This is a genomic window from Azospirillum sp. TSO22-1, from assembly GCF_003116015.1.
GTDB lineage: Bacteria > Pseudomonadota > Alphaproteobacteria > Azospirillales > Azospirillaceae > Azospirillum.
The window spans coordinates 77,930-99,111 of sequence record NZ_LGQZ01000107.1 but is presented as its reverse complement, the minus strand read 5'-3'; the positions used below and the strand labels follow the sequence as shown (position 1 = coordinate 99,111).

At 71.4% G+C, this 21,182-nt stretch carries 19 protein-coding genes; 10 read left to right on the top strand and 9 right to left on the bottom strand.

From position 1 onward, the window contains the following. Positions 1 to 9 precede the first annotated feature (9 nt). Entirely contained in the window at positions 10 to 1,053 is a 1,044-nt protein-coding gene (locus TSO221_RS25655) for an acyl-CoA dehydratase activase (protein ID WP_109121348.1), read from the bottom strand. Between the two features lie 47 nt (positions 1,054 to 1,100). Beyond that, a complete protein-coding gene (locus TSO221_RS25650) occupies positions 1,101 to 2,219 on the bottom strand; it encodes an ABC transporter substrate-binding protein (RefSeq protein ID WP_109121347.1) in 1,119 nt (372 codons plus the stop codon). A 538-nt stretch (positions 2,220 to 2,757) separates the two neighbouring features. Here TSO221_RS25650 and TSO221_RS25645 point away from each other — a divergent pair. The 9 genes from TSO221_RS25645 to TSO221_RS25605 all read left to right on the top strand — a co-directional run bounded on the left by TSO221_RS25645 (position 2,758) and on the right by TSO221_RS25605 (position 12,664). Continuing rightward, positions 2,758 to 3,756 carry an ABC transporter permease subunit gene (locus tag TSO221_RS25645; RefSeq protein WP_109121346.1) on the top strand — a complete coding sequence of 333 codons (999 nt, stop codon included), beginning with the start codon at positions 2,758 to 2,760 and terminating at the stop codon, positions 3,754 to 3,756. Positions 3,757 to 3,800: 44 nt separating this feature from the next. Then, positions 3,801 to 4,550, top strand: a complete 750-nt coding sequence (locus TSO221_RS25640) for an ABC transporter ATP-binding protein (RefSeq protein WP_199229637.1) — start codon at positions 3,801 to 3,803, stop codon at positions 4,548 to 4,550. A 25-nt stretch (positions 4,551 to 4,575) separates the two neighbouring features. After that, positions 4,576 to 5,439 carry a LysR substrate-binding domain-containing protein gene (locus TSO221_RS25635; protein ID WP_109121344.1) on the top strand — a complete coding sequence of 288 codons (864 nt, stop codon included), beginning with the start codon at positions 4,576 to 4,578 and terminating at the stop codon, positions 5,437 to 5,439. Between the two features lie 389 nt (positions 5,440 to 5,828). Then, positions 5,829 to 6,758: a family 2A encapsulin nanocompartment shell protein gene (locus tag TSO221_RS25630; RefSeq protein WP_109121343.1), complete on the top strand. Its 930-nt coding sequence runs from the start codon at positions 5,829 to 5,831 to the stop codon at positions 6,756 to 6,758. Further along, on the top strand, positions 6,745 to 8,451 hold the full coding sequence (locus tag TSO221_RS25625; RefSeq protein WP_199229628.1) for a family 2A encapsulin nanocompartment cargo protein cysteine desulfurase: 1,707 nt from the start codon (positions 6,745 to 6,747) through the stop codon (positions 8,449 to 8,451). Before TSO221_RS25630 ends, TSO221_RS25625 begins: the two co-directional genes overlap by 14 nt. 27 nt (positions 8,452 to 8,478) lie before the next feature. After that, positions 8,479 to 9,360 (top strand): serine O-acetyltransferase, encoded by an 882-nt coding sequence (cysE, locus tag TSO221_RS25620; RefSeq protein ID WP_109121341.1) that lies wholly within the window; start codon positions 8,479 to 8,481, stop codon positions 9,358 to 9,360. 536 nt (positions 9,361 to 9,896) lie between these two features. After that, positions 9,897 to 10,925, top strand: a complete 1,029-nt coding sequence (locus TSO221_RS25615; protein ID WP_247878276.1) for an ABC transporter substrate-binding protein — start codon at positions 9,897 to 9,899, stop codon at positions 10,923 to 10,925. Between the two features lie 13 nt (positions 10,926 to 10,938). Continuing rightward, complete coding sequence (locus TSO221_RS25610) at positions 10,939 to 11,769, top strand: ABC transporter ATP-binding protein (RefSeq protein WP_109121340.1); 831 nt, start codon at positions 10,939 to 10,941, stop codon at positions 11,767 to 11,769. Then, entirely contained in the window at positions 11,762 to 12,664 is a 903-nt protein-coding gene (locus TSO221_RS25605) for an ABC transporter permease (RefSeq protein WP_109121339.1), read from the top strand. The genes TSO221_RS25610 and TSO221_RS25605 overlap by 8 nt, the downstream gene beginning before the upstream one ends. A 147-nt stretch (positions 12,665 to 12,811) precedes the next feature. Here TSO221_RS25605 and TSO221_RS25600 read toward each other — a convergent pair whose 3' ends face one another. Both TSO221_RS25600 and TSO221_RS25595 read right to left on the bottom strand, forming a co-directional pair. Continuing rightward, on the bottom strand, positions 12,812 to 13,726 hold the full coding sequence (locus TSO221_RS25600) for a TauD/TfdA family dioxygenase (RefSeq protein WP_109121338.1): 915 nt from the start codon (positions 13,724 to 13,726) through the stop codon (positions 12,812 to 12,814). Between the two features lie 126 nt (positions 13,727 to 13,852). Further along, positions 13,853 to 14,437: a nitroreductase family protein gene (locus TSO221_RS25595; protein WP_109121337.1), complete on the bottom strand. Its 585-nt coding sequence runs from the start codon at positions 14,435 to 14,437 to the stop codon at positions 13,853 to 13,855. 161 nt (positions 14,438 to 14,598) lie between these two features. On the opposite strand from TSO221_RS25595, the gene TSO221_RS25590 reads away from it, so the two are divergent. Continuing rightward, positions 14,599 to 15,576: an alpha/beta hydrolase gene (locus tag TSO221_RS25590; RefSeq protein WP_109121336.1), complete on the top strand. Its 978-nt coding sequence runs from the start codon at positions 14,599 to 14,601 to the stop codon at positions 15,574 to 15,576. A gap of 6 nt (positions 15,577 to 15,582) precedes the next feature. On the opposite strand, the gene TSO221_RS25585 is transcribed toward TSO221_RS25590, so the two are convergent. From TSO221_RS25585 to TSO221_RS25565, 5 genes are read right to left on the bottom strand one after another with little or no spacing between them, the layout of a single operon-like run. After that, positions 15,583 to 17,025, bottom strand: coding sequence for an amidase family protein (locus tag TSO221_RS25585; protein WP_109121335.1), 1,443 nt, complete (start codon positions 17,023 to 17,025; stop codon positions 15,583 to 15,585). Next, positions 17,022 to 17,822: an ABC transporter permease gene (locus TSO221_RS25580; protein WP_109121334.1), complete on the bottom strand. Its 801-nt coding sequence runs from the start codon at positions 17,820 to 17,822 to the stop codon at positions 17,022 to 17,024. Before TSO221_RS25580 ends, TSO221_RS25585 begins: the two co-directional genes overlap by 4 nt. Positions 17,823 to 17,832: 10 nt before the next feature. Next, the gene (locus TSO221_RS25575; RefSeq protein WP_109121333.1) at positions 17,833 to 18,642 is read right to left on the bottom strand and encodes an ABC transporter ATP-binding protein; all 810 of its coding nucleotides are present in this window, start codon (positions 18,640 to 18,642) and stop codon (positions 17,833 to 17,835) included. Further along, positions 18,639 to 19,673, bottom strand: coding sequence for an NrtA/SsuA/CpmA family ABC transporter substrate-binding protein (locus tag TSO221_RS25570; protein ID WP_199229627.1), 1,035 nt, complete (start codon positions 19,671 to 19,673; stop codon positions 18,639 to 18,641). Before TSO221_RS25570 ends, TSO221_RS25575 begins: the two co-directional genes overlap by 4 nt. 35 nt (positions 19,674 to 19,708) lie before the next feature. Next, entirely contained in the window at positions 19,709 to 21,088 is a 1,380-nt protein-coding gene (locus TSO221_RS25565; RefSeq protein ID WP_109121332.1) for an amidase, read from the bottom strand. Between the last annotated feature and the right edge of the window lie 94 nt (positions 21,089 to 21,182).

Genomic DNA, 21,182 nt, shown 5'->3' with positions numbered 1-21,182 from the left:
CCCTCGGGCTCAGTCGGCGAAGCCGGCGACGCCGCAGGCCGGCGCCTCGGCGCGGCCGGGCGTGTGGCAGGCCGGGCGGTGCGGCAGGCGCGGCGCCTCGGCGACGATCGTCTCGATCTTGGCCGTCTCCAGCTCGACCGGCGGCTTGGGTGTCGTCTTCGCCTTGGCCTTGGCCGGCTTGGCCGGGCGGCTGAGCGCGTGGTGGCGGCCGGCGTAGACCGCCGCCCCGAGCGCCCCGGCGAAGATCATGTCGAAGCCCGCGGGGCTCGGCGCGAACGGCGAGCCGATGAGGTCCTCCAGCGCGTGCCACATGCCGGCGTTGTTGGCCACGCCGCCGGTGAACACCAGGTCGGGCTCCAGCCCGACGCGGCCGAGCAGCGTCTTGACCCGCCGCGCCGAGGCGTAGTGGATGCCGGCGGCGATGTTGGCGCGCGCCTCCTCGTCGCCGACGCGGTCGCCGCGGGCGCGCAGGCTGACCACCTCGGATTCGGCGAAGACGACGCACTGGCTCGACACCTGGGCCGGCTCCTTGGCCTGGAGCGCCACCCCGCCCAGCTCGTCCAGGCCGATGCCGAGCAGGTTCGCCGCCTTTTCCAGGAAGCGGCCGGTGCCGGCGGCGCATTTGTCGTTCATGACGAACTCGACCACCTTGCCGGTGGCCGGATCGACCTTGATCGCCTTCGAATCCTGGCCACCGATGTCGATGATGGTGCGGGTCGCCGGGTTGACGACGTGCGCTCCCATGGCGTGGCAGCTGATCTCGGTCACCACCTGGTAGGGGATGTCCTCGTACTTCAGCGAGATGCGGCCGTAGCCGGTGCCGACGATGAAGCCGAGGTTGTGGCGCTTCAGCTTCGCCCGCTTGAGCAGCAGGGACAGAAGCTCGTCGGCGGTCTCCTGCATGTAGAGGCCGGTGGGAATGAAGACGGTGTGGATCTCGTCGGGGGTGACCAGCACCCCCTTCGAGCCGCGGGAGCCGATATCGAAGCCGACCACCGGGGCGGCGGGAACGACCCTGGCCGGGTCGGCCTTGACGATGTCGCTGATCTTCATGCGCGTGGGAATCCGTGAGTGGGGACGAGGGCGGGGCGGGGCGCGGCTCAGCTCAGGTCGACCACGACCTTGGCGGCGAAGCGGCCGGGATCGGTGGTCGGCTTGACGATGTTGGCCTGCTTCAGGTCGCCGACGATCTTCACCACCTCGTTGCGCAGGTCGGCGCCGGTCGGCGAATGGCCGTGCGTGTGCGAACGCAGCATGGCGGCCAGGTCGGCCACCGGCACCTTCGGCGTGTAGGGACCGAAGACCGCCGCCGCGTCGTCCGGGTTGGCGTGCACATGGGCGCCCGCCTCCAGGACGGCGCGGGTCAGCGCCGCTCCCACCGCCGGGTTCTTGCGCAGGTAAGGGCCGGCGATGCCCAGCGTGCAGCACGACAGGGCGGCGTAGTCGTCGACGAGGTTGGAGGAGATCTCCACCAGCTCGCCGTTCGAGCGCTGGCGGGTCAGCCACACCGTGGGGTCGCTGTCTGCCAGCGCCTGGATCTCGCCGCGCTGCACCGCCGTGCCCAGCAGGTCGGCCGGGAACTCGCGCCAGTGCACCTCGCTGTCCGGGTTGATGCCGTGCTTGGCCAGCAGCACCGAGAAGAAGTGCCGCGGCGAGCCGGCCAGGCTGGAGACGCCGATGGTCTTGCCGCGCAGCTTGGTGATGTCGGTGATGCCGGTCTGCGGGTTCGCCAGCAGGCGCACGCAGCCGCCGTGGATCCCCGCTGTCAGCTTGACGTCGAAGCCGCTTTCCAGCGGCTTCAGCCAGCTCAGCAGCATGCTGATGCCGACCTCGGCCTTCTCGGTCGCCAGCGCCTGCAGCATCTGGTCGGTGTTGCCGGCCAGCGCCACGAACTCGACGTCGAGGTTGTGCTTCTTGAAATAGCCGCGGTGCAGAGCCACCGGCACCGACGCCGAGCAGATGCCGGTGCCGTTGTAGGCGAAACGGACCTTGACTGGCGGCCCCGACAGGGCCGGCGCGTTGCCCTGGAAGGCCGCCAGGCAGACGTCGCCGGCCTTCGAGAGGGCGCCGGCCGCGCCGCCGCCGAAATTGGTCAGGCCGTAGGCGGACGCGCTGCCGAGGGTCGCGGCGGCCCCGAACGCGCCAGCCATCTCCAGAAGGGCGCGGCGGGAGGGGCCGCGTCGCCGGCTCCGGCTGTGATCGTGATCGGAATCCGCCATCGTCTGATCTCCTCTCGGTGGGTGTGGAACTCGCTCCGGCGCCGATGTCCGGGAGCGCCGTTCTCGGCTGTTTCGCCTATGCGACAGCGAAAATGGAGGCTTCGAGGGGGATATTTGTCAATTGCAGCAGTAGACTTATTGGTGTTTTTAAAGTTAATTCAACACAATAATCAAGTTTATAGAGCTATAACCACAATCGGAAGGTGGGTATATAAGACACTAAAAAATTGCTATATGAGTTTTTCTAACTTGTCAGACATGTTGTATGTGCTGTTTCCTAGTTTTAAAATAGACTTTGATTCGGCGGCGTTGACCGAGGCGCGGCTGCACCGGAAAGGGGACAGGCGATCATGCAAGCATTCCAACCAATGGGCCGACCAACAGGTCGGCCGCCAAGCGGGCCAGCGCGACAATCGTGGAGGCTGCAACCGTCGGAGGATGGGCGGCGGCGGGTGCGGGCGGCGTGGGTTACCGCCGCCGCCCATGCCGGCGTGCCCGGGTTTCCCGGCAGCGGCGTCCCGGTCGCGCGGAGGTGGCGATGAGTGTCGCGTCGACGCGCAGTGAGGTCCGCCCCGCCGTCCTCTTCGAGGCGCTGTCCCTGTGGCCGGGGGTGCTCGCGGCGGGCGTCGCCTGGGAGGCGACGGCGGCCCTGACCCTGCTCTGGCCCGACTTGGAGGAGTGGGTCCACACCGGCACGCTGGCGGTGCTGCAGGCCGTGCTGGGCGCCGCCTTCATCGTCGCCGCGGTGGCCGGGCCGTACCTCGGTGGCGCCGTCGCGCGGCTGCGCCCGGCGGCGCCGTGGTTGATCGCGCTCGCCGGACTGGCGGCGCTGTGGCAGGCGCTGACCGCCAAGCTGATGTGGCTGCCGCTGCCCTTCTTCGCGCCGCCGCAGGCGCTGCTGGAGGCGTACATCGACGACTGGGCGCGGCTCATCGACTGCACGGTCAATTCCGTGGGCCTGCTGGTCACCGGCTATCTGGTGGGGGCGTTCACCGGCTTCCTGGTCGGCGTGGCGCTCGGCTGGTCGCGGACCGCGGCCTACTGGGGGCACCCGGTGCTGCGCCTGATCGGGCCGATGCCGGCGACCGCCTGGCTGCCCGTCGCCTTCTTCGCCTTCCCGTCGAGCTGGAGCGCCAGCGTCTTCCTGATCGCGCTCGCCTCCGGCACGCCGGTGGCGGTGCTGACGTGGTCGGGGGTGTCGGCGGTGAACAGCGCGTATTACGACATCGCCCGCACGCTGGGCGCCAACCAGCGCTTCCTGGTGCGCAAGGTCGCCATCCCGGCGGCGATGCCGCATGTCTTCGTCGGCCTGTTCATGGGCCTGTGCTCCTCCTTCGCGGTGCTGGTGGTCGCCGAGATGCTGGGCGTCAAGTCGGGCCTGGGCTGGTACCTGCAGTGGGCGCAGGGCTGGGCCGCCTACGCCAACATGTACGCGGCGCTGGTGGTGATGGCGCTGGTCTGCTCGGGCCTCGTGCTGCTGCTGTTCCTGGCGCGCGACCGCCTGCTCGCCTGGCAGAAGGGGTTGGTCCGATGGTAGTCCTTGCCCGCAGGATCGACCGGGAGGCGGACCTCGCCCCCGGCATGGAACTGGCCGTCCGCACGGTGAGCCATCACTTCGAGCTGCACGGCGAGGACCTGCCGGTGCTGGAGGAGGTGGACTTCCGCGTCACCCCCGGTGAGTTCGTGGCGCTGCTCGGCCCCTCGGGCTGCGGCAAGTCGACGCTGCTGCGTCTGGTGGCGGGGCTGGAGCCGCCGCGCGCTGGCGAGTTGCTGGCCGACGGCGCGCCGATCGCCGGCCCGGATCCGTCGCGCGTGGTGGTCTTCCAGGACCCGACGCTCTACCCCTGGCTCACGGTGTGGGACAACGTGGCGCTCGGGCTGGAGGCGCGCGGCCTCTTGAAGACGCACCGGGGCCGGGTGGACGAGGCGCTGCGCCTCGTCGGCCTGTCGGGCTTCGACAAGGCGCTGCCGCAGCAGTTGTCGGGCGGCATGGCGCAACGCGTGGCGCTGGCCCGCGCGCTGGTCAACGACCCGCGCCTGCTGATCCTCGACGAGCCGCTCGGCAAGCTCGATTCCATGACGCGGCTGGCCATGCAGTCGGAGCTGGTGCGGCTGTGGCACACGGCCGGCTACACCGCGCTGCTGGTCACCCACGACGTGGAGGAGGCGCTGTTCCTGGCGACGCGGGTCATCGTGTTCAGCGAGCGGCCGGCCCGCATCAAGGCCGACGTGACGGTGGACCGTCCCTATCCGCGCCACCGCGGCGACCCGCGGCTGGTCGAGCTGCGCCGCCACCTGCTGGAACTGCTGGGGCTGGCCGCCACATGGTGAGAGAGCACGGGTAGCGGCCGATCGCATGGCGCCGACCAACCTCGACATGGATGTTCTGCGCGCGCTGGTGATCGCCACCGAGCTGGGCGGCTTCGGGCGGGCGGCGGAGCGGCTTGGCCGCAGCCAGTCGGCGATCAGCCTCCAGATGAAGAAGCTGGAGGACCAGGTCGGGCTTCCGCTGTTCCGCAAGAACGGGCGGGGCGTGACGCTGACCGAGATCGGCGACACGCTCCTCGACTACGCCCGGCGGATCATCGCGCTGAACGATGAGGCGCTGTCGGTGGCGCGCGGCGGCGCCATGGACGGCACCGTGCGCATCGGCTTTCCCGAGGATCTCGCCGACCGCTGGTTGCCCGGCGTGCTGGGCGCTTTCCACCGCGCCCACCCCAGGGTCCGGTTCGAGGCGCAGGTCGGGCGCGACCTGCGCGACCACATCGCGCGCGGCGGCCTGGACCTGGCGCTGGTGTTCGGCGACATCGACGGGGCGGAGAACGGCCAGGCGCTGGTTGCCCGCCTGCCGCTGGTGTGGATCGGCCCGCGCGGCTACCGGCCGGACCCGGCGGCCCCGCTGCCGCTCGCCCTGCTGGACGGGCCCTGTCCGTTCCGCAGGCACGGCACGGCGCGCCTGGACCAGAGCGGCCGGGCGTGGCGGAACACCTTCACCAGCCCCAGCCTCGCCGGGCTGTGGGCGGCGGTGGAGGCCGGCCTCGGCGTCACCGTCCGCACGCCGCTCGGGCTGCCGGACACGCTGGCGCCGCTCGACCCGCGGCTGGCCCTGCCGTCCCTGCCCAGCGTGGCGCTCGAGCTTCACCTGTCGCCGGCCAGCCGCACGCCGACGGTGGCCCGCCTGCGCGCCGTTCTGACCGAGGCGCTGCGGCTGGTGCTCTGAGGAAAACCGGCGCCGGCTGCCGACGGCGTATCCGGAACCGGTGGATAAGGACCGTGGTGCGGATGTTTCGTGTGCGGATCAGCGTCTTTCAATAAAACCATGCATTGGCACTAGAGAATTCGAGTATACGGACGTTCGTGTCGAGAAGATGGGCGGGCGGGGCTGCCGGATCCGATATCTTGGAGACTTGTCTCGTGTGACGGACGAAACGGAAATCTCTGCGCTGTTTGCGGTTGCGCCGCACCGGCGGCGCGCCAATCATGCGGGCATCCGGAAGCCGAAGTCTTCGGCGACGACACTTCCCTGAACACCCGGCATCGCGATCGGGCGTCCCGTGACGCGGCGCAGTCCTCCCGCGCGCCGCCTCCAGCAACAAGGTGTGCTCCCCAATGGCCGACGATACAGCAACACCCACGGCGCTCGGCGACATCGCCGCCCGGCAACTTGCCAACGCCACCAAGACCGCCCCGCAGATGGGGCGCATCACGCCGCGCTGGCTGGTCCACTGCCTCCAATGGGCTCCCGTCGAAGCCGGCATCTTCCGGCTCAACCGCGTCAAGGACGAAGGCGCCGTCGCCGTCGAGTGCTCGAACCGCGACGAGCGCGACCTGCCGCAGACCTTCGTCGATTACGTCGAGAACCCGCGCGAATACATGCTGAGCGCGGTCAACACCGTGGTCGATATCCACACCCGGGTGTCCGACCTGTACAGCGTGCCGCACGACCAGATCGCCGAGCAGCTCCGCCTGACCATCGAGGTCATCAAGGAGCGCCAGGAAAGCGAGCTGATCAACAACCCCGAATACGGCCTGCTTAGCAACGTCGCTCCGGGCATGCGCGTCGCACCGCGCACCGGCGCGCCGACTCCCGACGACCTGGACGAGCTGATCTCCCGCGTGTGGAAGGAGCCGGCGTTCTTCCTGGCACATCCCGCCGCCATCGCCGCCTTCGGCCGCGAGTGCACCCGGCGCGGCGTGCCGCCGCCCACCATCACCATGTTCGGCGCCTCGTTCCTGACGTGGCGCGGGTTGCCGCTGGTCCCCTCCGACAAGGTGCGCATCGAGAACGGCAAGAGCAACATCCTGCTGCTGCGCACCGGCCAGGCCCGCCAGGGCGTGGTCGGCCTCTACCAGCCGAACCTGCCCGGCCAGCAGGGCCTGGGGCTGTCGGTGCGCTTCATGGGCATCAACCACAAGGCCATCGCGTCCTACCTGGTGTCGCTCTACTGCTCGCTGGCGGTGCTGACCGACGACGCGCTGGGCGTGCTGGAGGGCGTGGACGTCACCAAGTACCATGCCTACAGCGATGTCTACGCTTGATCGGACGGGGGCGCCGCCACATCCTGCGGCGGGTCTGCCCCACGCCGGACCGCCGGCCTTCCCCGGTGGTCCGACGGACGAACAGTCGCTGACCCGGCTGGCGAACGAGCTGTTCGCGGCGCTGCCGGGCGGCGCGGCCGGCGCGCCGCCCTGGCTCGCCCCGTCAGCCCTCCCCACGCCATCGCACTCCATGCCGTCGCACGAGCTGCCGGCCGGCGGCTTCGGCGCGCCGCTTCCGGACTCGCCGCTGCCCGGCGTGCCGTCGCTCGGCGCCACGCTGCCCGGCACGGCGGAGCTGGTGGCGCTGCTGGCGCCACGGCTACCGGCCGGGCCGGCGCTGCCGCCCGCGGCGGCGGCCGGCGGGCCGCTCTACGTCCTCGACGGGGCGGGGCCGCCGCGGCCCGGGGCCGCCGTGCCGCCGGTGCCGGCGGCGACCGTGGCACACCCGCCGTTCGACGCGCACCTCTACCGGCGCGATTTCCCGATCCTGGGCGAGACGGTCAACGGCCGGCCGCTGATCTGGCTGGACAACGCCGCCACCACACAGAAGCCGCAGGCGGTGATCGACCGGCTGGCGCACTTCTACGCGCACGAGAACTCCAACATCCACCGCGCCGCTCACGAGATGGCGGCGCGCGCCACCGACGCCTACGAGGCGGCGCGCGACAAGGTGCGGCGCTTCCTCAACGCCGCCTCGCCGGACGAGATCGTCTTCGTGCGCGGCGCCACCGAGGCGATCAACCTCGTCGCCAAGAGCTGGGGGCCGAAGAACCTGCGCGAGGGCGACGAGATCGTCGTCACCTGGCTGGAGCACCACGCCAACATCGTGCCGTGGCAGCAGCTGGCGGCGCTGACCGGAGCGCGCCTGCGCGTCGTCCCGGTGGACGACCGCGGCCAAGTGCTGCTGGAGGAGTACGAGCGGCTGCTGAACCCGCGCACCCGGCTGGTCGCCTTCACCCAGGTGTCCAACGCGCTCGGCACCGTCACCCCGGCCAAGGCCATGGTGGAGATGGCGCGCCGGCACGGCGCCCACGTGCTGGTGGACGGCGCCCAGGCGGTGTCGCACATGCGGGTCGACGTGCAGGACTTGGGCGCCGACTGGTACGCGCTGTCGGGGCACAAGATGTTCGGGCCGACCGGCATCGGCGTGCTGTACGGCCGCAAGGCGGTGCTCGACGCCATGCCGCCCTGGCAGGGCGGCGGCAACATGATCCGCGACGTCACCTTCGAGAAGACCGAGTACCACGGCGCCCCGGCGCGCTTCGAGGCGGGCACCGGCAACATCGCCGACGCCGTCGGCCTGGGGGCGGCGGTCGACTACCTGGACCGCGTCGGCATGGAGAACGTCGCCCGCCACGAGCACGCCCTGCTGGAGCACGGCACCCGCCTGCTGCGGGAGATCGGCGGGCTGCGCCTGATCGGCACTGCGGCGGAGAAGGCCGGCGTGCTGTCCTTCGTGCTCGACGGGATGGCGCCGGAGGAGGTCGGCAAGGCGCTCAACCGCGAGGGCATCGCGGTGCGCTCGGGGCACCACTGCGCCCAGCCGATCCTGCGGCGCTTCGGCCTGGAGGCCACGGTGCGGCCGTCGCTGGCCTTCTACAACACGTTCGAGGACGTCGACGCGCTGGCCGCGGCGTTGCGGCGGATCCGCAGCGGCGCCCCGCCGCCCGGCCTGACGACCTTTCCCCGGTAGCATCCCCGATCGCATCGAGGAGACGCCATGCACCGCTCGACGCTGAGCCGCCTGTCCATCACCCCCGGCGAGAGTGCGCTGGCGCGCTCGCAGAGCCGGGCGATCGCCGACGCCCTGTGGGCGCGCCTGCGCAACGAGGCGCGCGAGGCGCTGGCGCAGACGCCGACGCTGCGGGCGCTGTTCGTCGGGTCGATCCTCGACCAGCCCTCGTTCGAGGCGGCGGTGTTCCACCGCGTCGCCGTCCGCCTGGGCAACGACGCCGTGCCGACCGGCCTGCTGGTGGAGATCTTCCGCCGTGGGCTGGGGGCCGACCCGGCGATCGGCGACGCCGCGCGCGCCGACATCATCGCGGTGGTCGAGCGCGATCCGGCGTGCGAACGCTTCATCGAGCCGTTCCTCTACTTCAAGGGTTTCCACGCCATCCAGACGCAGCGGCTGGCGCACTGGCTGTGGGACAGCGGTGAGCGGGACCTTGCTCTGTACCTGCAGAGCCGCTCGTCGGACGTGTTCCAGACCGACATCCACCCGGCGGCGCGCTTCGGGCGGGGGATCTTCCTGGACCACGCGACCGGGCTGGTGGTGGGCGAGACGGCCGTCGTCGAGGACGAGGTGTCGCTGCTGCAGAACGTCACGCTGGGCGGCACCGGCAAGGAGCACGGCGACCGCCACCCCAAGGTGCGGCGGGGCGCCATGATCGGCGCTGGCGCCAAGATCCTCGGCAACATCGAGATCGGCGCGTGCGCCCGCGTCGCCGCCGGCTCGGTGGTGCTCCGCCCGGTGGAGGCGAACGCCACGGTGGCCGGGGTGCCGGCCAAGGTGGTCAGCACCGAGGGCCGCGCCGACGCTGCCCGCCGTCTCGACCAGATCCTCAGCGACCTGTCCTACGACACCTTCAACTATTCGATCTGACGGGCCGGATCGCGTCGAAGCCGCGGCGGCACCGCTCGTTGCATGACCCTGGGCACACCCTGGGAGGCGGCACGCAGGCGGTCCGCGTGCCGGCGGGCGCATGCCCCACGCACGGCGCCGGGCAAACGTGCTGGTCCATGAAATTCGGTTCCACCGGCGTCCGTTCGCAACGGTGTCGTCGCCGGTCCATTTCCATGCACCCGCAACCCGGCCAGCACCTGGATGCCGCAGGCGCGTCGAAGACGCCGATGGTCGGCGTGCGCCCGGTGGTCGGCAGGCCGTGGTTGCGCCGGATCAGGCAGGCTGGAGTCCGGGTCGCGCGGCCGGTGATGGCCCCATCCCAGAGGTGGAACCGCACAAATAGCGGAAGCAAACCGTCATACACCGCTAAAAACCTATTTTTAAAATAGACTATTGACAGGCGTGGGCGATCGCAGCCTTCTTATACAGCGGAAAAGCGCGGAGCTGGATCAATACAGCGAATCATATTTGTAAATTATGCCCGCCGAAGTCCATTGCAGAAGGAGACACACGGGATGCAGGACAAGGGAATCCGCGGACGCCTGTCGGGCGCTGCGCTGGCGGTCGCGGCGATGCTCTGGACAGCGCTGGCGCCGCCGGCCGCCCGGGCCGAGGTGCCGGAGCTGAAGATCGCCATCCAGTACGGCCTCGGCTACCTGCCCCTGATGGTCGCCAAGAACAAGCAGCTCATCGAGAAGCACGCTGAGGCGCGGGGTGCAGGCCCGGTCAAGGTGAGCTGGATCGTGCTGAACGGCGGGGCCGCCACCAACGACGCGCTGCTGACCGGCAACGCCCACATCGTCGGCGCCGGCATCGCGCCGCTGCTGACCATCTGGGACAAGACGCGCACGTCGAACCCGGTGAAGGCGCTGACCGGGCTGGATTCCTCGGCCTACTGGATCAACTCCAACAACGCGAACGTCCGCACCATCCGCGATCTGACCGACAAGGATCGCATCGCGGTGCCGGCGGTCAAGATCTCCATCAACTCGGTGGTCCTGCAGATCGCCGCCGAGAAGGAGTTCGGGCCCGGCCACCATTACGACTTCGAGAAGCTGACGGTGCAGCTGAGCCCGCCGGAGGCGACCGCCGCCCTGGTCTCCGGCAAGACCGAGATCACCGGGCACATCACCACGCCCACCTACGGCACGGTGCAGCTCGCCTCGCCGAACGTGCACCGCATCCTCAGCTCGCGCGACGTCTTCGGCACGGCGACGCTGGTGCTGGCCTACGGCACCACGAAGTTCTACGAGGAGAACCCGAAGCTCGCCGCCGCCTTCGTCGATGCGGTGCGCGACGGCCTGGCGCTGATCGAACGCGACAAGGAGGAGGCCGCCCGCGTCTACCTCGCCGAGGAGAGCAACAAGCTCACCCACGCCGAGGTGGTGGCGCTGCTCAACAACCCGGACATCAGCTACTCCCTGGTGCCGGTCAACACCGGGGTCATCGCCGACTTCATGCACCGGGTCGGCTCGATCAAGACGAAGCCGGCGTCCTGGAAGGACTACGTCTTCCCGCTGCTGCACGACGAAGCCGGCAGCTGAGGAGGAGCGGACCATGAGCACCGTCACCGCGCTCCCCACCGCCGCCGCCCCGCTCCTTCCGCCGCCACTGCTGTCCGTCGACGGGGTCACGCTGCGCTACACGACGCCCGAGCATGTGGTGACGGCGACGCAGCGGGTCGATTTCCAGGTCCACGCCGGCGACCGCTTCGTGCTGCTGGGGCCCTCGGGCTGCGGCAAGTCCACGCTGCTCAAGGCGGTGGCCGGGTTCCTCGACCCGGTGGAGGGGGAGATCCGGCTGGACGGCCGGCCGATCCGCCGGCCCGGCCCGGAGCGGGTGATGGTGTTCCAGGAGTTCGACCAGTTGCTCCCTTGGAAGACGGTGGCGCAGAACATCGTCTTCGCGCTGACCGAGAACGGCGTGGCGCGGCGCGAGGCGACCGACAAGGCGCGCCACGCTCTCGACACCGTCGGGCTGGCGCGGTTCGCCGACGTCTACCCGCACATGCTCTCCGGCGGCATGAAGCAGCGTGTCGCCATCGCCCGGGCCATGGCGCTGGAGCCGCGCATCCTGCTGATGGACGAGCCGTTCGCCGCGCTCGACGCGCTGACCCGTCGCAAGATGCAGGAGGAACTGCTGGCGTTGTGGGAGGACGTCGGCTTCACCGTCCTGTTCGTCACCCATTCCATCGAGGAGGCGATCGTCGTGGGCAGCCGCATCCTGGTGCTCTCCCCGCACCCCGGCCGCGTCCGGGCCGAGCTGAACGCCCACCACCTCGACCACGCGGCGAGCGGCGGTGAGGCGTTCCACGCGCTGTCGCGCCGCATCCATCGCCTGCTGTTCGGGGAGCCGGCGGCGGCGCCGCGCCGCCTCGCCCATGGCTGACGCCCCCGCCGCCGGCCGGCCGGGCCGCGCGCTGCCGCCGGTCCGCCCGGAGTTCGAGCGCGACGAGGCGCTGGAGGAGCTGCCGGCCGCCGTCCAGCGGCCGCTGCGCCTGCGCGAGCGGCTGTCCGGCAGCGAGCCGTTCCGGCTGACCGTGCTGCTGGTCGCGCTGGCGCTGGGGTGGCAGGTCTATGGGCTGTGGCTGAACAACCCGCTGCTGGTGCCGACGCTGGGCGAGACGCTGGAGGCCTTCTGGGCCTCGGTGCTCAGCGGCGTGCTGCCGCTGCGCACCTGGACGTCGCTGCGCGTGCTGCTGCTCGGCTACGCCGCCGGGGTCGGGCTGGCGACGGTGATGACGGTGCTGGCGATCACCACGCGGACCGGGCGCGACCTGCTGCAGCTGCTCACCTCCATGCTGGCGCCGCTGCCGGCCATCGCGCTGCTGCCGCTGGCGCTGCTGTGGTTCGGGCTGGGAGAGCCGAGCACCATGTTCGTGCTGATTCACTCGGTGCTGTGGCCGCTGGCGCTCAACACCTATTCCGGCTTCCGCTCGGTCAGCGAGACGCTGCGCATGGCCGGGCAGACCATCGGCGTGTCGGGGCTGCGCTTCGTGCTGAAGATCCTGATCCCGGCGGCGTTCCCGTCGATCCTGACGGGTCTGAAGATCAGCTGGGCCTTCTCCTGGCGCTCGCTGATCGCCGCCGAGCTGGTGTTCGGCGTCAGCGCCGGCTCCGGCGGGCTGGGCTGGTTCATCTTCGAGAACCGCAACCAGTTGGAGATCGCCCAGGTCTTCGCCGGGCTGATCACCGTGATCCTGATCGGGCTTCTTGTCGAGGGGCTGGTGTTCCGCACCGTCGAACGCCGCACGGTGCGGCGCTGGGGCATGCAGCGCGCCTGAATGCGGCGCGGATGCAGGCCCCGCGGGGCCGGCCCGCCCCCCTTGTCGGGTGTGCTGTCGGGCGCGGGCCGGCCGGGCACCGGGAAGGCCGCTTCCGCCAGCGGCGCACCGGGTGCGCGCGCCGCGTGACGGATGGTCCTTCGCGACTCAGGCGGCGACGGCGGGCTTGGCGCCGAGCACGCGGGTGGGCCCGCTGCGGCGGCCGTCGACGCTCACCGGCGGCTCGCCGGCCACGGTGGTGCGGCGCACGACGCGCGGCAGGTCGTCGTAGTCGTCCACCGCGCGGTGGATGGTGGCGCGGTTGTCCCAGATCGCCACGTCGCCCGGCGACCAGTGCCAGCGCACCGTGTTCTCCGGCCGCGTCGCGTGGTCGTTGAAGATGTCGAGCAGGCGTCGCGAATCGCTGGTGCCGAAACCGATCAGCTTCTTCACGAAATGCCCGACGATCAGCGTGCGCTCGCCGGTCTCGGCGTGCACGGCGACCAGCGGGTGCTCGGTCTCGTACACCGTGGAGGTGAAGACCTCCTTGAAGCGGCGCAGGCCGCCTTCGTGCACCTTGCGGTCGCCGGCGTAGTCGTACTCGTTGGTGTGCAGCGCCCAGGTCTGGTCGGCCAGCGCCTTCAGCGGCTCCGGCAGCTCGGCGTAGGCGGCCACGGTGTTGCCCCACAGCGTATCGCCGCCGCGCTCCGGCAGGGTGTGCGGGCGCAGGATGGTGATGCGGGGGTAGGCGTCGGTGAAGGTGATGTCGGCGTGCCAGGAACTGGCCCGCTCGCCGCGCGAGCCGTCGACGTCGAAGATCGCCTCGGTGCCGGCCAGCGACGGCACGGTCGGGTGGCCGACGAGGTTGCCCCACAGGCGGCCGAACGCCTCCTGCCCGGCGTCGTCCAGGTGCTGCTGGTCGCGCACGAAGATCACCTTGTGGCGCAGCACCGCCTGGTGCAGCGCCTTGACGGTGGCCGGCGTCAGGTCGCCGGACAGGCGCACGCCGCGCACCTCCGCGCCGATGTTGCCGTTGATCGGCTTGATGTCGAGACCGATGGTGGTGCTGTCGGACACGCTCATCGCATGGTTCTCCCTGGTGGCGTTGGAACGGGGGCTGGTCAGCTCGGGCACCGGCCGGTGCCGGCGTCGAAGAGGCGGGCGGCGGGCGGGTCGGGCCGCAGCGGGATGCGGTCGTCGGGGCCGGCGTCAGGGCGTGCCGAACGCGCCTTCCGACACGAAGGCGCTCAGCGGCCGGCGGCCGTTCGGCGTCTCCAGGGTACGGAACTCGTCCGGCAGGGTCTCGGCGGCGGCTTGGCGGCCGATGGCGATGAGGATTTCCACCGCGTGATCCTCGGGCACGCCGAGGACGGTCCGCGCCGCCGCGTGGTCGAAGCCGCCGATCGCCCGCGTGTGCCAGCCGGCCAGCACGACCTGATGCGCGAAATTGGCCCAGGCGGCGCCGGTGTCGAACGAGTGGGTGAGGATCGGCGTGCCGTCGTCGTGGGTCGTCCGCGACAGCACCGCCACCAGCGCCGAGGCGTTCCCCGCCCACTGACGGTTGCGCGCGTTCAGCAGGCCGGCAAAGGACTCCCAGGACGAGGAGTGGCGCTTGGAATAGACGAAGCGCCAGGGCTGCGCGTTCCGCGCCGAGGGCGCCCAGCGCGCCGCCTCGAACCCCAGCTCCAGCACGGCGTCGGGGATCTCCTCGCCGCTGTAGGCGCGCGGCGACCAGCGGTTCACGAACAACGGGTCGATGGCGCGGTCGGGGCGGCGGTGTGCGCTCACGGGCATGGCGGTTCCCTTAATTCCACTTGATGAATAGAGAATAGCGTGATGTAGTGTGTAACAATAGTCAATGGCAATAATATCATGTTAAATACGAACCGGCCCAAGCGGTCGGCAGTGGCAGCCACGCGCCGATACGGGCTTCCGAAGCAGCAGGGGAGAGCGGCATGCCGGACGCGTACCATCATCACGTCATCGACGAGATCGACCCGCAGATGGTCACCGCCAATGCGGCGGCGGTGCGGCACGGCTGCGCACCCGCCGATCCCCTGAGGCAGCCGCTGCAGCAGGCGCGCGCCGCGGCGGAACGCTACCACGCCTTCCTCAACGGCCCCGAGGCCCTGCCGGCCGACGTGGAGGAGCGGCGCATCGACGCTCCCGGCGGGCCGTTGCGGCTGCGGCTGTACCGGCCGCCCGGGAGCGAGGCCCGCACCCTGCCGGTGCTGCTGTACTTCCACGGCGGCGGCTTCGCGGTGAACAGCCTGGACACGCATGACCGGCTGCTGCGCCTGCTGGCCCGGCGCGCCGGCGTGGCGGTCTGTGCGCCGGCCTACAGCCTCGCCCCCGAACGCCGCTTCCCGCATCAGCACGATGAGGCGCTGGCCGCCCTGCGCTGGCTGGCGCGGGAGGGGGCGGCACACGGGCTGGACGTGGAGCGCATCGCGGTGGGCGGCGACTCCGCGGGCGCCAACCTGGCGCTTGCCGCCGCGCTGGCCGCCCGCCCGCCGGGAGAGCCGCGCATCGCCTTCGGGCTGCTGCTCTACGGCATGTTCGCGCACGATTTCGACACGCCCTCGCACCGCCGCTATGGCGGCGGCCGGTACGGCCTGACCAGCGCGCGCATGCGCTGGTACTGGGAGCAGTACCTGGGGCATGCGGAGATCACCGGCGACCCGCGCGCCGCGCCGCTGTTCGCCGACCTGCGGGGCCTGCCGCCGCTGTGGCTGACCGCCGCCGGGCGGGACTGCCTGCGCGACGACAGCCTGCGCCTCGCCGAGCGGCTGGCCGAGGCGGGGGTGCCGCACCGGCTGGAGGTGTGCGAAACCCTGCCGCACGGCTTCGCCAACATGGCCCGTCTCGTGGCGGCGGCCGACGGGGCCGTGGCGCGGGCCGCGGCGGCGGTGCGCGACCATCTGGGCGCCTGACCGCGCCTACGGCCGCCGCACTGTCGATACCAGCGCCGCCAGATCGGGCAGGGGGCGCGCGGTGCGCGGATCGGCGGCGAGCAGGCGCTCGATCGCGGCGGCCACCGTCAGCAGGCGCGTGTCGGAGCCGCGGCGGCCGACCACCTGGATGCCGAACGGCAGTCCGCCGCCGTCACGCCCGCAGGGCAGGGTGACCACCGGCGTGCCGGCGACCGACAGGCCGTTGGTCAGGCCGGCCCAGCGCACGTAGGTCTCCTGCGCCTCGCCGTCCACGGATTCGGGGTACAGTTGCTCCACCGGGAAGGGAGGCACCGAGGCCACCGGGCAGATCAGCACGTCCCAGCGGTCGAAGAACGCCTCCACCCGGCGGTGCAGCGCGCCCTGTTCGGTCTTGGCCCAGATCACGTCGTCGACGGTGACCTTCAGGCCCTCCTCGTAGTTGTGCACCACCAGCGGGCCGAGCAGAGCGCGATGCTCCTCGTAGTGCCGGCGGTGGCGCCCGACGTACTCGACGCCGCGCAGGATCCAGTTGACGCGCGGCGCCGAGGCGAGGTCGGGGGCGTCCTCCCCGCAGACGGCGAAGGCGTCGGCGAAGACCGCCAGCTTCTCGGCGAAGGCGGCGCGCACCCGTTGGCCGGCCGGCGCGAAGCCGAGGTCGGGGCTGACCGCGACCTTGAGCGTCGACGGGTCCACCTCGCGCGTCAGCTCGGCGTGGTCCACGGCGAAGGACAGCGGGTCGATGCCGCGCGGCTGCGCCATGACGGAGAACAGCAGGATCAGGTCGTCCACCGTGCGGGCCATCGGCCCCTGCACCGAGAACGGCGTGAAGGGGAACTGCCGCCGCTCGTAGGGCACCACGCCCTGGCTGGGGCGGATGCTGGTGACGCCGCAGAAGCCGGCGGGCACGCGCAGGCTGCCCCCGGTGTCGTTGCCGGTGCACAGCGGCAGCATGCCGGTCGCCACCGCCACCGCCGAGCCGCCGGACGAGCCGCCGCTGGTCAGCGCCGTGTCGAACGGGTTGCGGGTCGGCCCGAACACCGCGTTGGTGGTGTTGGAGCCGGCGCCGAACTCGGTGGTGTTGGTCTTGCCGGCGACGATGCTACCGGCCGCCTTCAGGCGCGCCACGAAATCGTCGTCGCCCGCCGGCACGGTGTCGGCGTAGATCGGCGAGCCGAAGGTGGTGCGGATGCCGGCGGTGCGGTTCAGGTCCTTGATGCCGACCGGCAACCCGTGCAGCGGCCCCAGCGGCTCGCCGGCGCGCACCTGCCGTTCCGCCCGCCCGGCCGCGGCGCGGGCTTGGTCGAAGGCGCGGATGGGGATGGCGTTGAGGATGCCGTCCACCGCCTCGATGCGGGCGATGCAGGACTCCAGCAGCTCGACGGGGGAGAGGCGCCTGGCGCCGATGCGGCGGCGCAGCTCGCGGGCGGGGAGGTCGCACAGGTCGGTCATGGCGTGCTCCGGCGGGCGGCCTGCTGCTGGCGGCGCTCGGCGCCGTACCACGGCAGCAGACGGCCGATCAGGTGGTTGAACAGGAGGTCGGTGCCGAAGCCCATGATGCCGAGCACCAGCAGCCCGACGAACATCTGGTCGACCCGGAAGACGAGCTGCGACATCTGGATCAGGTAGCCGACGCCGAACAGCGCGCCGGTCAGCTCGGCCGCCACCAGGATCATCAGGGCGACCGACAGGCTGATGCGCAGGCCGGCGATGATGAAGGGCAGCGCCCCCGGCAGCACCACGAACGCCAGCATCCGCCAGCCGCGCGCCCCCAGGCTGGCGCCGGCGCGGGCCAGCAGCGGGCTGGTGTCGCGCACGCCGATGAAGGTGTTGACCCAGGTCGGGAAGAACACGCCCCAGGCGATCAGGAAGACCTTGGAGGTCTCGCCGATGCCGAACCAGAACACCGCCAGCGGCACGAAGGCGAGCGCCGGGATGGCCCGGAACATCTGCACCAGCGGGTAGGTGAAGCCGTTGAGCCGGGGCAGCCGCGCCATCGCCACGCCGAGCAGGACGCCGAGGCCTGCCCCCCAGGCGAAGCCGTGCAGGGCCCGCCCCAGGCTGGCCCAGAGGTGGCTCTGCAACTCGCCCACCTGGAGCAGCGCCCAGGCGGAGCGGACGACGGTGCTGGGCGCCGGCAGCATGACGGCGTTGACGAGGCCGGAGCGGCTGAGCGCCTCCCACCCCGCAAAGAACAGGAGGGCGCCGGCGAGCCCCTGCAGGGCGGACGGGTCGAGGCGGCGGATCATGGCAGCGGGTTCACTCCAGGGCGTTCACGCCGATGGCGGCGGCGAGGCGCTCGTACAGCTCGTTGAAGGCGGCGGCGGTGCGCCGGCGCGGCCGCGGGATGTCGACCGTGATGTCCTCGATCACCCGGCCGGGGTGCGGCGACATCACCACCACCCGGTCTGCCAAATAGATTGCCTCGGCGATGTTGTGGGTGACGAACACCACCGTCTTGGCGTCGCGCCGGTGCAGCTCCAGCAGGTCGTTCTGCAGCGAGGTCCGGGTCAGCGCGTCGAGGGCCGCGAACGGCTCGTCCATCAGCAGCACGCGGGGGCCGGGGGCGAGCGCGCGGGCGATGGCGACGCGCTGCTTCATGCCGCCCGACAGCTCGAACGGGTAGCGGCCGCCGGCCGCCGCCAGCCCCACCCGGTCCAGGCAGTCGTCGGCGACACGGCGGCGCTCGCGCGGCGGCACGCCGGCCATACGCAGGCCGAACTGGACGTTGCCGCGCACGGTCAGCCAGGGGAACAGCGAGTAGTCCTGGAAGACCACGCCGCGGTCCGGGCTGGGCCCCTCCACCGGCCGGCCGTCCACCGCGACGGTGCCGGCGCCGGGCTGCAGGAAGCCGGCGATCATGTTGAGCAGCGTGGTCTTGCCGCAGCCGCTGGGGCCGAGCAGGCAGACGAACGCGCCGTCCGCGAAGCTCAGCGAGACGTCGGCGAGCGCCAGCGTCTCCTGCCCCGACGCGCTGCGGTAGGCGTGCCGCACGCCCTCGCAGACGATCCGCGGCGGTGCCGCCGCGGTCCGGCTGCGGGACACGGCGACGGCGGTCGCCGCCCTCACTTCTGCGCCGCCTTGAGCTGGCCGCGGGCGGTCTCCAGCGGCTTCGACACCAGCACCGCGTTGAAGTCCGGCAGCCTGGCGTCGGGACGCACGAGGTTGTTGGCGATGGCCCACTTGGCCTGGCTCTCCAACTCGCGCGTCAGGGCCTCGCGGTCGAGGTCGATGGCGAGGTTCAGCGTCGGCCACACCTGTTTGGCGATCTGCGGGTCGAGCTTGACGCGGGTGGCAGCGTAGCCGACCGCCTCGTCCGGGTTGTCGCGGGCGACCCGGTCGGCGGCGATCAGCGCCCGCAGCGCCTTCACCAGCAGCTCCGGGGTCTCGTCGACGACCTTCTGGTGGGTGATGATGCTGGAGAAGGTGCTGTAGAGGCCGGGCGTGGCGATGCGGTGCACCTTGCCGCCGCCCTGCGCCAGCGCTTGGCTGAGGTGCGGCTCGGTCCAGATGAAGGCGTCGATGGCGCCGTTGGTCAGGCTGGCGACGAAGTCGCCGGGGTTGAGGCTGACCGGGGTGACGTCGGACAGCTTCAGGCCCGCCCGGTCCAGCAGCTTGTGCAGGTAGTAGTGGGCGTTGGTGCCCTGCGAATAGCCGATCTTGCGGCCCTTGATGTCCTGGATGGTCTTGATGTCCTTGACCGCCGCCAGCTCGAACGGCTCGTAGCGGTTGAGCGTGCCGATGACCCGGATCGGCAGGTTGTTCACCGCTGCGAACATCACCGGCGTCTCCGCCGCCGTGCCCACCGTCACGTGCCCGCCGGCCACCGCCTCCAGCACCAGCCGGCCGGAGGCGAACTGGATGATCTTCGGGTTGAGGCCCTCCTGCTCCCACAGCTTGCGCTCGTCGGCGACGAAGAACTGGCCCCAGCCGATGGCGATGCCCTCGCCGATGGTGATGTCCTGCGCCCTGGCGGGCTGCGCCTGCGCCGCCATCAGGGCGACCGCGGCGATGCCGGCCGCCCAATTGAGGTTGGCATGCAGGCGGCGCGCCGCCGTGGCCAGGGCGGCGCCGATGGTGGAGAGAATGCTGTCGCTCATGACCGTCCCCATGGATGCTCTGTGGAATTGGATCGTCAGCCGTTGACCGTGGTCGGCAGCCGGATCGGGCGCGCCCGCTCGAAGGCGCGGGCCGCCCGCAGGACCAGGGTGTCGCCGTGCGGGCGCGGCCCGACGATCTGGAGGCCGACCGGCAGCCCGGCCTCGGTGAACCCGGCGGGGACCGACACCGCCGGCTGCTTGGTGAGGTTGAACGGGTAGGTGAAGGAGGAGCGCGCCGGGGCGGCGCCCACGTCCGGCGCCGCGACCGGCGTGGTCGGGGTGACCAGCAGGTCCCAGTCGCGGTGGAAGCGGTTGAGATGGCGGCCGAGCGCCGCCCGCTCCTCGTTCAGGGTGATGTAGGCATCGACGTCGATGGTGCGGCCGAACTCCCAGGCGGCGCGCAGCTCCGGGCCGATCAGCGCGCGGCGCTCCTCCGGCAGCGCCTCGACCAGCCGCGCCGCGCCGGCGGCCGACAGGCCGGAGAAGATGTGGAACGGGTCGGCGAAGCCGGGATCGGCGCGCTCGACCGTGGCGCCGAGGTCGGTGAAGACGCGGACCGCGTCGGCGACGACGGCCGCCACCTCGGGATCGACGCTGGCGTAGCCGAGGTCGGGGCTGAAGGCGATGCGCAGCCCCTCGACGCCGCTGTCCAGCCCTAGCCGCCAGTCACGGCCGTCGGAGGGCAGGGCGAACCAGTCGCGTTCGTCCGGCCGGGCGATGGCGTTGAGGATCAGCGCCACGTCTTCCACCGAGCGGGCGATGGGGCCGACGTGGAACAGCGAGCCGCGGAACGACGACGGGTAGCCGGGCACCACGCCGAAGGTCGGCTTGAACCCGACCAGTCCGGTGAAGGAGGCCGGCTGGCGGATCGAGCCGCCGCCGTCGGTGGCGATCTGGATCGGCCCGAAGCCGAGAGCCGCCGCCACCGCCGAGCCGCCGCTGCTGCCGCCCGGCGTCTTGGCCGTGTTCCACGGGTTGCGGGTGATTCCGGTCAGCGCGTTGTCGGTGGCCCCCTTGGTGCCGAACTCGGCCGTGGTGGTCTTGCCGAGCAGCACCGCCCCCTGCTCGCGCAGGCGGGCGACGGCCGGGGCGTCCTCGTCCCAGGGCTGCTCGCGCTCCACGGCGAGGCTGCCGCGCAGGGTCGGCCAGCCCTTGGCCAGCAGCAGGTCCTTCACCGCCGCCGGCACGCCGTCCACCGCCCCCAGCGGCTCGCCGCGCGCCCAGCGCCGCTCCGACGCCCGCGCCGCGTCGAGAGCGGAGTCGGCGTCGAGATGAGCGAACGCGTTGACCTGCGGGTCGAGCGCGGCGATACGGTCGAGGACCGCGCGGGTCACCTCGAGCGGCGACAGCCGGCGGGTGCGGTAGGCCTCCGACAGGTCGGTGGCGCTGAGCTGGGTGACGTCGTGCGTCGGCATGCGGGGCCTCGGGTCGTGTGGATGGACGCACGACGCTAAAACCCACTTGTGTTGGTGTGAAAGCAATTAATTGCGCCGCTCATGCCGCCAGGCA

What these genes read in the sequence shown, in the direction of transcription:
- TSO221_RS25655 (WP_109121348.1), bottom strand. Translation starts at nt 1,053, where the DNA reads ATGAAGATCAGCGACATCGTCAAGGCCGACCCGGCCAGGGTCGTTCCC.
- TSO221_RS25650 (WP_109121347.1), bottom strand. Translation starts at nt 2,219, where the DNA reads ATGGCGGATTCCGATCACGATCACAGCCGGAGCCGGCGACGCGGCCCC.
- TSO221_RS25645 (WP_109121346.1), top strand. Translation starts at nt 2,758, where the DNA reads ATGAGTGTCGCGTCGACGCGCAGTGAGGTCCGCCCCGCCGTCCTCTTC.
- TSO221_RS25640 (WP_199229637.1), top strand. Translation starts at nt 3,801, where the DNA reads ATGGAACTGGCCGTCCGCACGGTGAGCCATCACTTCGAGCTGCACGGC.
- TSO221_RS25635 (WP_109121344.1), top strand. Translation starts at nt 4,576, where the DNA reads ATGGCGCCGACCAACCTCGACATGGATGTTCTGCGCGCGCTGGTGATC.
- TSO221_RS25630 (WP_109121343.1), top strand. Translation starts at nt 5,829, where the DNA reads ATGGCCGACGATACAGCAACACCCACGGCGCTCGGCGACATCGCCGCC.
- TSO221_RS25625 (WP_199229628.1), top strand. Translation starts at nt 6,745, where the DNA reads ATGTCTACGCTTGATCGGACGGGGGCGCCGCCACATCCTGCGGCGGGT.
- cysE (WP_109121341.1), top strand. Translation starts at nt 8,479, where the DNA reads ATGCACCGCTCGACGCTGAGCCGCCTGTCCATCACCCCCGGCGAGAGT.
- TSO221_RS25615 (WP_247878276.1), top strand. Translation starts at nt 9,897, where the DNA reads ATGCAGGACAAGGGAATCCGCGGACGCCTGTCGGGCGCTGCGCTGGCG.
- TSO221_RS25610 (WP_109121340.1), top strand. Translation starts at nt 10,939, where the DNA reads ATGAGCACCGTCACCGCGCTCCCCACCGCCGCCGCCCCGCTCCTTCCG.
- TSO221_RS25605 (WP_109121339.1), top strand. Translation starts at nt 11,762, where the DNA reads ATGGCTGACGCCCCCGCCGCCGGCCGGCCGGGCCGCGCGCTGCCGCCG.
- TSO221_RS25600 (WP_109121338.1), bottom strand. Translation starts at nt 13,726, where the DNA reads ATGAGCGTGTCCGACAGCACCACCATCGGTCTCGACATCAAGCCGATC.
- TSO221_RS25595 (WP_109121337.1), bottom strand. Translation starts at nt 14,437, where the DNA reads ATGCCCGTGAGCGCACACCGCCGCCCCGACCGCGCCATCGACCCGTTG.
- TSO221_RS25590 (WP_109121336.1), top strand. Translation starts at nt 14,599, where the DNA reads ATGCCGGACGCGTACCATCATCACGTCATCGACGAGATCGACCCGCAG.
- TSO221_RS25585 (WP_109121335.1), bottom strand. Translation starts at nt 17,025, where the DNA reads ATGACCGACCTGTGCGACCTCCCCGCCCGCGAGCTGCGCCGCCGCATC.
- TSO221_RS25580 (WP_109121334.1), bottom strand. Translation starts at nt 17,822, where the DNA reads ATGATCCGCCGCCTCGACCCGTCCGCCCTGCAGGGGCTCGCCGGCGCC.
- TSO221_RS25570 (WP_199229627.1), bottom strand. Translation starts at nt 19,673, where the DNA reads ATGAGCGACAGCATTCTCTCCACCATCGGCGCCGCCCTGGCCACGGCG.
- TSO221_RS25565 (WP_109121332.1), bottom strand. Translation starts at nt 21,088, where the DNA reads ATGCCGACGCACGACGTCACCCAGCTCAGCGCCACCGACCTGTCGGAG.